Below are 7623 nucleotides of genomic sequence, written 5' to 3' on the forward strand. Positions count from 1 at the left end.
CCCGGCGACGTCAGCCCTTCGAGGCGCCCAGCGTCAGGCCCCGGACGAACTGCTTCTGGAGCAGGAAGAAGACCACCAGGGTGGGGATCGCGACCAGCACCGAGCCGGCCGAGACCAGGTTGTTGTCGGTGAAGAACTCGCCACGCAGGTTGTTCAGCGAGCTGGTCACCGGGAACTTGTCGCCGGTGCGCATCAGCACCGTGGCCCAGAAGAACTCGTTGTAGATCCAGGTGACCTCCAGGGTGGCCAGCGCGGCCAGGGCCGGCCGGCACAGTGGCATGGTCACCTGCCAGTACTGCCGCCAGACGCTCGCGCCGTCGACCATCGCCGCCTCGTACAGGTCGCGGGGGAGCGCCTTCATGTAGTTGCTGAGCACGAAGACACAGAAGCCGCACTGGAAGGCGACGTTGACCAGGATCAGCCCCCAGTAGCTGTCGTAGAGCAGCTCCGAGTCGCTCATGAACTCCGGCAGCGGCACCTCGGTGAAGAGCCGGAACAGCGGGATCAGCAGCGCCTGCTGCGGCAGCAGGTTGGCGGCGGTGAAGAGTCCGAGCAGGACGATGTTGAGCTTCCAGCTGAACCTGGCGATCACGAACGCCACGCAGGAGGCCAGGAAGAGGGTCAGCAGCACCGCCGGCACGGTGATCCAGACCGAGTTGAGGAAGTGCTTGCCGAACTCGGCGGTCTCCCAGGCGGTGACGTAGTTGTCGAACGTCCAGCCGCCGAGCGAGACGTACCCGTTGGCGGCGGTGTACTCGTACGACCGCAGCGAGGTCAGCGCCGCCCAGATGATCGGGAAGAGCCAGCCGATCGCCACCGTACCCAGGAACAGGTGCAGGACCACCCGGGCCGGCCGCAGCGGCGCGCGGCGCCTGGCCGGGGCGCTCATCGCCGGTCCTCCCTCATCACGGTGGCCAGGTAGATGGTGATGAAGACCAGGGAGACGACCAGCATGATCGTGGCCAGCGCGGAGCCGAAGCCGATGCGGCTGGCCTCGCCCACCACGTTCTGGGTGACCAGGGCGGAGAGCAGTTCCAGGCCGTTTCGGCCCTTGTTGACGACCCAGACCAGGTCGAACGCGCGCAGCGACTCGATCACGGTCACCACCAGCACGATGATGTTGATGGGTCGCATCACCGGGAAGACCACCCGGAAGAAGGTGCTGGCCTCCGAGGCGCCGTCGACCGCGGCGGCCTCGCGCAGCGACGGGTCGACGCTCTTCAGGCCGGCCAGGTAGAGCAGCATGATGTAGCCGACGTGCCGCCAGCCGGCGGCGAACAGCACCGCCCAGATGTTGACGTTCGGATCGCCGTACCAGTCGGTGTCGCCGCCGAGCACGGCATTGAGCAGGCCCTGGTCGCGGGAGTAGATGAGCTGCCAGACGAAGCCGATCAGCGCGAGCGAGAGCACCACCGGCAGGTAGAGCGCGGTCTGGTAGAACCGGCTGCCGCGGATCTCCTTGTCCAGCAGCACGGCGAGGAACATACCGAACGGGGTGGCGACCACGAAGAGCGCCGCCAGCCAGAGCAGGTTGTTCTGAATTGCCGGCACGAACGGCGGGTAGATGTTGACCACGTCGGAGTAGTTGCGACCGCCCACCCACTCGATCTCGCCGAGGGGGCCGATGCCGTCCCAGTCGGTGCCGGAGAGCGCCACGGTGGCGAGCGCCGGCAGCCAGATCAGCCCGACGACGAGCAGCAGCGGTACGAGCACCATCAGCGTGATCACCACGCGGTCGGTGCGGGACAGGAGCCGTAGCCGGCGGCCGCGACCACCCGTGGCGGTGGTGGTCGCAGCCGTCGACGGCACGGCGCGATCCGCCTGGATCAGGGGCAGGTCGGACACGATGTCCTCCCCCTCTCGCCGTCAGCTGGTGAAGATCGACTTTTTCTGGTTCTCGATGCTGTTCAGCAGCCCGTCGACGTCCTTCGGGTTCTTGATGAACTGCTGGAGCGCCGGGATGATCACAGTGGAGGCGAAGTCCGGCCGGGTGTCGCGGTCCAGGAACTGGGCGATCTCGGTGGCCGAGCCGACCAGGTCGGCGGCCTTCTTCTGCAGGGCGGTGTAGCCGCCGGTGTCGGCGCCGCCGTTGGCCACCAGGGTGCTCGGGTCGTTCTTCACGGTGATGTCCGCGGCGGCCTTCGAGCCGACGTACTCCAGCAGCTTCTTGGCGTTCGCCTCGGACCTCGGCTTGCGGGCCATCATGTAGCCGTCGATCGGCGCGTCCAGGGCCTTCGCCCCGATCGTCGGGTCGATCTCCGGGAAGGTGAAGAAGTCGAGGTCGTCCTGCTCGTCGTTGCTGAACTGCTGGGCGACGAAGAGGCCCAGCAGGTACATGCCGCTCTTCTTCTGCTGCAACGACTGGGCGGCCTCCTGCCAGGTGCGGCCCAGGCTGTCGGCCTGGTGCAGGGGCAGCAGCCCGTTCCAGGTGTCGAAGACCTTCTTCACCTTGTCGGAGGTCCAGGCCTCCTTGCCGGCCATCAGGTCGATGTGGAACTGGTAGCCGTTGATCCGCAGGTTGAGGATGTCGAAGGTGCCCATCGCCGGCCAGCCGTCCTTGTCGGCGAAGGCGATCGGGTTGAGGCCGTCCTTCTTCATCTGCGCGCCGAGCGTGTTGAGCTCGTCGAGCGTCTTGGGCACCTGGTACCCGCGCTGCTGCCAGACCGACCTGCGGTAGAAGACGGCCCACGGGTAGTACGACGACGGCACGAAGTACTGCTTGCCGTCGTCGCCGGTGGAGGCCTTCTTGAACGCGTCGGAGTAGCCGGAGAGCTTGCCCCAGACGTCGCTGACATCGCCGGCCAGCCCCTTGGCGGCGAAGAACCGCATCCGGTAGCCGGCGAACCACATGAACACGTCGTCCGGCTTGCCCTGCAGGTAGTTGTTGATGTTCTCCTGGAACGTGTTGTGGTCGACGGTGTTCACCGCGACCTGGAGGCCGGACGAGGTCTGGAACCCGTCCATGACCTTGGCGATGACCTCCTTCGGCTTCGGGTCCGACTGGTTCGAACCCACCGACACCGACTTGCTGCCGGAGTCGGAGTCGGAGTCGGAGCCGCAACCGGCGAGCAGACCGGTGCCGAGCAGCGCGCCCGCGCCGGCCGCGCCGGTGAGCAGCGAGCGACGTCCGACGCCGGCGACGGAGGGCGGTACGAGCCGGGCGAGGTACTCGGCTTCGGTACGGGGACGGGACATGGTGCCTCCTGCGGATGAAGAGGTGCGCTGCGCCCAACGGTCCTCAGTGGTGGTGGTGGTGGGGCCCGGCGCGTCCGGGGATGCCAACCCGGATCCACCGAGATCCAACATTGGCGAACAAGAACTGCCGGTGGCGCTTGAAGCTACCCCTCCGTGCGGCCGTGTCAAGGGGACTGCTCGGGATCGATACCGCAGTGTTGACGAGGGATCCCGGCGGTAAACGTTGGAAATGAGTCGATGTTGGAAAGTGTTGACTTGCTCGGCCATCGGGGGCACGCTCTGCTCTCATGCGGCAGCGCGGGATCTGGCAGGGCGACGGCATCTTCTACGGCGCGGACTACAACCCCGAGCAGTGGCCGGAGGAGGTCTGGGCCGACGACGTGGCGCTGATGCGCCGCGCCGGCGTCAACCTGGTCTCGGTCGGCATCTTCTCCTGGGCGCTGCTCGAACCGGCCCCCGGCCGGTACGAGTTCGGCTGGCTCGACCGGGCCCTCGACGTCCTGCACGAGAACGGGATCGCCGTCGACCTGGCCACCGCCACGGCCAGCCCGCCGCCGTGGCTGGCCCACCGGCACCCGGAGACGCTGCCCCGCACCGCCGACGGAACGATCCTCTGGCCCGGCGGGCGGCAGGCGTACTGTCCCAGCTCGCCGGTCTTCCGGGAGCGCTCGCTGGCCCTGGTGGAGGCGGTCGCCGGCCGGTACGCCGCGCACCCCGCCGTGGTGCTGTGGCACATCTCCAACGAGCTCGGCTGTCACAACGTGCATTGCTACTGCGACGTCAGCGCCGAGGCGTTCCGCCGCTGGCTGCGGGCGCGCTACGGCGGCCTGGACGCACTCAACGCCGCCTGGGGCACCACCTTCTGGAGCCAGCGCTACGGCGACTGGGCCGAGATCAACCCGCCGCGCTCCGCGCCGACCTTCGCCAACCCCACCCAGCAGCTGGACTTCCTGCGCTTCTCCTCCGACGAGCAGCGGGCCCAACTGCGCGCCGAGCGGGGGGTGCTCAAGCGGCTGGTGCACCAGCCGGTCACCACGAACTTCATGATCGGCACCGAGAGCAAGTACCTGGACTACCACTCCTGGGCGTCCGACGTGGACGTCGTCGCTAACGACCACTACCTCACCGCCGCCGACCCGCTGTCGCACGTCGGGCTGGCGCTCGCCGCCGACCACACCCGCGGCGTCGCCGGCGGCGACCCGTGGCTGCTGATGGAGCACTCCACCAGCGCCGTCAACTGGCAGCCGCGCAACGTCGCCAAGACCCCCGGCCAGCTGCGCCGCAACAGCCTCACCCACCTGGCGCGCGGCGCCGACGGGGTGCTGTTCTTCCAGTGGCGGGCCGCCCGCGCCGGGGCGGAGAAGTTCCACTCGGCGCTGGTGCCGCACGCCGGCCCGGAGACCAAGGTGTTCCGCGAGGTGTGCCGGCTCGGCGCCGACCTGCGGGCCCTCGCCGAGGTGCGCGGCAGCCGGGTCGAGGCCGAGGTGGCGATCCTGTTCGACTGGGAGGCCTGGTGGGGGGTCGAGCTCGACTCCCACCCCAGCGTCGACGTCACCTACCCCGACCGCCTCACCGCGCTGTACGGCGCGCTCTGGCGGGCCGGCGTCACCACCGACGTGGTGCACGCCTCGGCCGACCTCTCCGGCTACAAGCTGGTCCTCGTGCCGACGCTCTACCTGGTCCGCGACGCCGACGCCGAGGCCCTGCGCTCGTACGTCTCCGGCGGCGGCACCGCCCTGGTGACGTACTTCAGCGGCATCGTCGACGAGCACGACCACATCCGCCTCGGCGGCTACCCGGGGGCGTTCCGTGAACTGCTCGGCATCCGCACCGAGGAGTTCTTCCCGCTACGCGACGGCGAGCGGGTACGCCTCGACGACGGGTCCACCGCCGACGTGTGGACCGAGTGGCTGCACCCGGAGGGCGCCGAGGTGCTCGCCTCGTACGCCGACGGGCCGCTGCCCGGGGTCGCCGCCCTGACCCGGCACCGCGTCGGCGCGGGCACCGCATGGTACGTCGGCACCAGGCTGGACGAGGATGCCACCGACCGCCTGGTGGCCAGGCTGCTCGCCGAGGCCGGGGCGCGTCCCCCGGTGCCCGCGCCGACCGACGTCGAGGTGGTCCGCCGCCGCACCGGCGACCGGTCCTGGCTCTTCGTGGTCAACCACACCGACGCCGAGGTCCGGCTCGACGTCACCGGCACCGAACTGCTCGGCGGCACGCCCTGCGCCGGCGAGCTGCGGGTGGCGGCCGGCGAGGTGGCGGTGGTCCGGGAGGAGCGCACCGCAGCGGTCCCGGCCGTCGCACCGGCGAGCCCGGCGACGGCCTGACCCGCGTACCGTTTCCCCGTCCGCCCGGTCAGGAGGTTCGATGCTCGCCCAGCAACGGCAGACCGCCATCCTGGAGCTGATCCGGCAGCGCGGCGGCGTGCGGGTCAGCCACCTGGTCAGCAGGTTCGGGGTCTCCGACATGACCATCCGGCGGGACCTGGAGGTGCTCGCCGAGCGGGGCCTGGTCGACAAGGTGCACGGCGGTGCGACGCTGGCCGGGCCCGGCTCCGCCGAGGAGCCCGGCTTCGCCGCCAAGTCGATCCGCCAGCAGGGCGAGAAGCGGGCCATCGCCGAGCACGCCGCGCGGATGGTCGAGCCCGGCAGGGCGATCGCGCTCTCCGCCGGTACGACCACCGCCGCGCTGGCCACCATGCTCGCCGACGTGCCCGGGCTGACCGTGGTGACCAACTCGATCCCGGTCGCCGACGCGCTCTACCAGAACCCGCGCGCCGATCAGACCGTGGTGCTCACCGGTGGCATCCGTACCCCGTCGGACGCGCTGACCGGGCCGGTCGCCGAGGAGGCGATCAGCTCGCTCAACGTCGACCTGCTCTTCCTCGGCGTGCACGGGATGAGCCCGCGTACCGGCTTCACCACGCCCAATCTGTTGGAGGCGGCGGTCAACCGGCGGTTGATCAGCGCCGCCCGGCGGCTGGTCGTGCTGGCCGATCACACCAAGTGGGAGACCATCGGCATCGCCACCATCGCCCCGCTGGCGGAGGCGGACGTGCTGATCACCGACTCGAAGCTGCCGCCGGAGGGGCGCCGCCAGGTCGGCGAGCAGGTCGGCGAGCTGGTCGTCGTCGAGGCGGACTGACCGCGGCGGCGCGGTGAGTCGTTCACGTCATCACGTCCGCAGCGTCCGGCGGGACGGCCCTGCGACCCTGGCCGGGATGCCGGGCCGCCGCGCTTTTCAGGCATTTCACAGCCGCTCCGGATAGGGTGCGCTGGGTAAGCGTCCGCGCTCCACCCTGGAGCGCTTCGTCCGTGCTACGGGAGTGTCGATGGTCTTCAAGAAGATGCTGAGCGCGTTCGGCGTGGGTGGGCCCAGCGTCGACACCGTCCTGGCCAACCCGAACACCCGGCCCGGCCTGACCCTCGACGGGCAGGTCAACCTCGTCGGCGGGGACGCCCCGGCCAACATCGAGCAGATCACCGTCGGCCTGGTCACCCGGGTGGAGATCGAGGGCGGCGACACCGAGTACGCCGGCGTCATGGAGTTCCAGCGGATGGCGGTCAGCGGGCCGTTGCAGCTGGCCCCGAAGCAGCAGCTGTCCATCCCGTTCCAGCTGCCGGTGCCGTGGGAGACCCCGATCACCGACGTGTACGGCCAGCGCCTGCACGGCATGACCATGGGTCTGCGTACCGAGCTGGCGATCGCCCGGGCGGTGGACAAGAGCGACCTGGACCAGGTCAACGTCCATCCGCTGCCGGTGCACGAGCAGATCCTGGAGGCCTTCCAGCGGCTGGGCTTCCGGTTCAAGCACGCCGACCTGGAGCGCGGCCACATCCGCGGCAGCCAGCAGACGCTGCCGTTCTACCAGGAGGTCGAGTTCTTCGCCGCGCCGCAGTACGCGCAGACGGTCACCGAGGTCGAGCTGACCTTCGTGACCAGCCCGCACGGCGTCGAGGTGATCCTCGAGTGTGACAAGCGGGGCGGTTTCCTCAGCGCCGGCCACGACGCGTTCGGCCGCTACACCGTCTCGCACGCCGACGCCGACCGCGTCGACTGGGCGCAGGTCGTCGACGGCTGGCTGCGGGAGACCACCTCCCGCTACGGCAGCCTGCGCGCCTCCGGCTTCGGCGGTGCGCAGAAGTACGGCCACGGCCAGGGCCACCGGGGTCACGGCATGGGCGGCATGGTCGCCGGTGCGGCGCTCGGCGTCGCCGGCGGCCTGATCGCTGGAGAGCTCATCGAGGACGCCTTCGAGGGCGACTTCGGCGGCGACGACTTCGGCGGCGACTTCGAGTAGGACGATCGACGGCGGTGGGGGGGCGGGGGCGCGGGCCCCCCCCCCCCCACCCGCCATGTCGGGCAAGGACTCGGTGGGAACGGGCGGCTGACGAGGGAACAGGCGGGATATGGTGAAAGCGCAAG

Annotated in this window: 6 protein-coding genes; 3 read left to right on the forward strand and 3 right to left on the reverse strand. The window is 70.0% G+C overall.

The window, feature by feature from the left end:
• Window positions 1-10: 10 nt before the first annotated feature.
• Genes AB0I41_RS11135 through AB0I41_RS11145 form a run of 3 tightly spaced genes read right to left on the reverse strand, consistent with a single transcriptional unit; the run spans window position 11 to window position 3195 of the window.
• Window positions 11-889: a carbohydrate ABC transporter permease gene (locus tag AB0I41_RS11135; RefSeq protein WP_357104860.1), complete on the reverse strand. Its 879-nt coding sequence runs from the start codon at window positions 887-889 to the stop codon at window positions 11-13.
• Entirely contained in the window at window positions 886-1845 is a 960-nt protein-coding gene (locus AB0I41_RS11140) for a sugar ABC transporter permease (RefSeq protein WP_357104862.1), read from the reverse strand. Before AB0I41_RS11140 ends, AB0I41_RS11135 begins: the two co-directional genes overlap by 4 nt.
• Window positions 1846-1866: 21 nt before the next feature.
• Complete coding sequence (locus tag AB0I41_RS11145; RefSeq protein ID WP_357104865.1) at window positions 1867-3195, reverse strand: ABC transporter substrate-binding protein; 1329 nt, start codon at window positions 3193-3195, stop codon at window positions 1867-1869.
• A gap of 287 nt (window positions 3196-3482) precedes the next feature.
• Here AB0I41_RS11145 and AB0I41_RS11150 point away from each other — a divergent pair, with 287 nt between their 5' ends.
• The 3 genes from AB0I41_RS11150 to AB0I41_RS11160 all read left to right on the forward strand — a co-directional run bounded on the left by AB0I41_RS11150 (window position 3483) and on the right by AB0I41_RS11160 (window position 7498).
• The gene (locus AB0I41_RS11150; protein ID WP_357104868.1) at window positions 3483-5525 is read left to right on the forward strand and encodes a beta-galactosidase; all 2043 of its coding nucleotides are present in this window, start codon (window positions 3483-3485) and stop codon (window positions 5523-5525) included.
• A gap of 40 nt (window positions 5526-5565) precedes the next feature.
• Complete coding sequence (locus AB0I41_RS11155) at window positions 5566-6342, forward strand: DeoR/GlpR family DNA-binding transcription regulator (RefSeq protein WP_357104871.1); 777 nt, start codon at window positions 5566-5568, stop codon at window positions 6340-6342.
• A gap of 187 nt (window positions 6343-6529) precedes the next feature.
• Window positions 6530-7498, forward strand: coding sequence for a sporulation protein (locus AB0I41_RS11160; protein WP_357104874.1), 969 nt, complete (start codon window positions 6530-6532; stop codon window positions 7496-7498).
• Window positions 7499-7623 lie beyond the last annotated feature (125 nt).

The sequence above is a fragment of the Micromonospora sp. NPDC050200 genome (assembly GCF_040656135.1).
GTDB lineage: Bacteria > Actinomycetota > Actinomycetes > Mycobacteriales > Micromonosporaceae > Micromonospora.

Coding starts and splice junctions, on each gene's coding strand:
- AB0I41_RS11135 (WP_357104860.1), bottom strand. CDS start 889: ATGAGCGCCCCGGCCAGGCGCCGCGCGCCGCTGCGGCCGGCCCGGGTG.
- AB0I41_RS11145 (WP_357104865.1), bottom strand. CDS start 3,195: ATGTCCCGTCCCCGTACCGAAGCCGAGTACCTCGCCCGGCTCGTACCG.
- AB0I41_RS11150 (WP_357104868.1), top strand. CDS start 3,483: ATGCGGCAGCGCGGGATCTGGCAGGGCGACGGCATCTTCTACGGCGCG.
- AB0I41_RS11155 (WP_357104871.1), top strand. CDS start 5,566: ATGCTCGCCCAGCAACGGCAGACCGCCATCCTGGAGCTGATCCGGCAG.
- AB0I41_RS11160 (WP_357104874.1), top strand. CDS start 6,530: ATGGTCTTCAAGAAGATGCTGAGCGCGTTCGGCGTGGGTGGGCCCAGC.